General features: G+C 42.6%; 3 protein-coding genes. 2 read left to right on the top strand and 1 reads right to left on the bottom strand.

The annotated features are described in order from the left end of the window. Positions 1-215: 215 nt before the first annotated feature. Positions 216-779: a thylakoid membrane photosystem I accumulation factor gene (locus IM500_RS11360; RefSeq protein ID WP_287738441.1), complete on the top strand. Its 564-nt coding sequence runs from the start codon at positions 216-218 to the stop codon at positions 777-779. A gap of 271 nt (positions 780-1,050) precedes the next feature. After that, entirely contained in the window at positions 1,051-2,613 is a 1,563-nt protein-coding gene (locus IM500_RS11355; RefSeq protein WP_287738440.1) for an iron uptake porin, read from the top strand. Between the two features lie 107 nt (positions 2,614-2,720). On the opposite strand, the gene IM500_RS11350 is transcribed toward IM500_RS11355, so the two are convergent. Beyond that, positions 2,721-2,901 (bottom strand): transposase (locus IM500_RS11350; protein WP_287716773.1); only part of this gene is annotated, 181 nt, incomplete at its 5' end.

The raw sequence follows: 2,901 nt of genomic DNA, 5'->3' as shown, positions 1-2,901 counted from the left end.
TGAACTGTATCGTAGGGCATACGAAAACAGGCTTCTGTAAGGGAGCGAAAGTCTGAGGAGAGAACCACCTCTGGGTGGGATTTCGCCAGGAATCTAATTCAAGTGGACTCGTTGAGCCAGAAATTCACAGCAGTGATGCTAGAAGAATCCACGTCCGTTTACGGCGTGGGGTATGTCAAACTAAAAATTGTCTTAATATTCTAACCCTGTTGATCATGAAATCTCGTTATCGGCTGCGTCTTCAGATCTGTCTTGTCTTTCTCATTGTTGCTCTGACGAGTTTCTCTCCTTGGCTAACCCCTAGCGCCTATGCGGGGATCGATGATGATCGCCTCGATGGTAATATTTTTGTGGTCTATGCGGGTAATGGTTCCCTCGTGCCACCGCGTTTAAATTTAGCGGAAACTTTTCAACGGAAAATTCCAGCTATTATTGTCTATTATTTGGATGATAGTAGCGATTGTAAGCAATTTGCGGCGATTGTCTCCCGTTTTCAAGAGTTTTACGGTCGCGCCGCCAGTATTATCCCCGTTACTGTCGATTCTATCCCCTTAAAGTCTTCCTATCGTCCCGATGAACCGGGTTACTATTATCGCGGTGGGGTTCCCCAAACGGTGGTTTTAGACCAACAAGGTAAAGTGGTTTATGATGGTTTGGGCAATGTTAAATATGAAGATGTGGATGATGTCTTAAGAAAGGTTTTTGAGCTTTTGCCTCGATCGCAATCGCTAGAGTTAAAAAGACGCTCTTTTAACGAGTTTAACGCTGAATTGCGCTAGTCACCTCGTTTTTTATCCTCAATTGAACCAAAAATAATCATTTAGAGATGCTGTCAGCAGCGTCTCTATCTTGTTCTTAGGAACAATAAAATTATTTACCTATTGCTTTTATTATCATTTAAGATTTATTTGAACCAAGAAATGCTAAACAATTCAGATTTTATCTGGAGTAACACTTGAAAAATATTTGCAACAGTGCCAGACTAGAAAAATTTTGCTAACCTGATTATACTGAGAACAATAATCATTCTTATAGGTGTGGGAGACAGCAATGAAAATCAAGCAAAATTTCCTAACAGCAGCCATATTACTGGGTTTTTCTGGTCCGGTACTGGCTAATAGTCTCGAAAACCTCTCTAGTAACCCCATGGCACAGGTAACAAGTGTCAATCAATTGCGGGATGTTTCTCCCACCGCCTGGGCTTTTGAGGCCTTAAGAAGTCTCGTGGAGAGGTATGGTTGTATAGTAGGTTATCCTGACCGTACTTTTCGCGGTGAACGCGCTTTAACTCGTTGGGAATTTGCCGCCGGGTTGAATGCTTGCTTAAATACCCTAGAAAGATTGATTCAAGAAGGAGTAGCGGTATTAAAAGAAGATCTAGACAAAATCAAGCGATTAGTCAGCGAATTCGAGACAGAATTAGCTGCATTGGGTGCTAGGGTTGATAACTTAGAAAATCGAGTCGCTTTTCTGGAAAATAATCAATTTTCCACCACTACTAAATTAACTGGGGAAGTGGTGATGGCATTATATGGAGTAGCCACAGGAGAAAAAAACGGTGGTGAAGGGATTCCCCAAGTACCAGCTTTTGGTTATCGGGCCCGTTTAGAATTAAATACTAGCTTCACAGGCAAAGATTTACTCTATACCCGTCTAGCAACGGGAAATATTGCCGATTTAGCCGATACCACCGGAACTTTTCAAAGTACCTTAGCCTTTACCCAACCGGACGGCAATGATTTATTGCTAGAAGTTTTAAACTACAGTTTCCCCCTAACGGAAAATATCTACCTCTGGTTAGAAGCGACGGGAGGTGCTAAAGATGACTTTACCAATACCCTCAACTTTTTGGATGGAGATGGTGCTAGTGGGGCGCTTTCCGCTTTTGGTACCCGCAATCCCCTTTATTTTGCCCCCGGACAAACTGGACTCGGTTTACAGGGTAATTATGGGGCTTTCCAGTTCAGCGCCGGTTATCTTGCCGGGGATGCTAACGATCCTAACCCGGGAGCGGGTTTATTTAACGGCTCCTATACTGCCCTAGCGCAGCTGGGTTATGTTCCAGACGAGAATTTTGGCATTGCTTTATCCTACCTTCATGGTTATAACCAATTAGATACGGGAACGGGAAGCCAGCGCTCGAATTTCCGATTTTTCACCGAAGAACTATTCGGGGAGGCTGTCCCGACAATTAATAATAGTTTGGGTTTACAATTTACTTGGCGAATTGTCGATGGTTTTGTCCTCGGTGGTTGGGGGGGTTACACAAAAGCTATCACCCTTAGCACCTTAGATGGACAACTAGAACGCGGGGATTTAGATATCTGGAATTGGGCGATAACTTTGGCTTTTCCTGATCTATTTAAGGAAGGAAATACGGCTGGTATTATTGTTGGTATGCAGCCTTGGGTATCTAGTTCTAGTATTAGATTAAATGATGGCAGTTCCACTAATGATCCCGATACTTCCTTTCATATCGAAGGATTTTATGAGTGGAAGCTCACCGATAATATTGCCCTTACTCCAGGGGTAATCGTGATTACTTCTCCTAACTCGAATAACAACAATTCCACCTTAGTTATCGGTACTATCCGCACGACTTTTACTTTCTGATTTGTCTAGGCAGCTGGTATTGCCGTTTTTGAACCCTCAAAAATTAATTATGCAAGAAGCTTAATCTAAAAACCTTGTGGGATAATACTGAGAGGGAAACAAGCGAGCTAGAAGGTAGATAGGGCAAGCGATATAGCTCTTTGTCCCTTGATGTAATCCTTCAACCGATAGCGGCTAATTTGCATTAGCTCTTCTATATTTTTTGGGAACATTTGATGTAGCTGGAGCCAATGATAGAGATGTTGACCCACATAAAAACTGCTGTGTCTGCGTTGACCTTTATATCTT

Origin of the sequence: Microcystis sp. M179S2 (genome assembly GCF_020245805.1) — a bacterium.
GTDB lineage: Bacteria > Cyanobacteriota > Cyanobacteriia > Cyanobacteriales > Microcystaceae > Microcystis > Microcystis aeruginosa.
The sequence above is the reverse complement of the archived record's forward strand: the minus strand, read 5'-3'. Positions and strand labels throughout refer to the sequence as shown.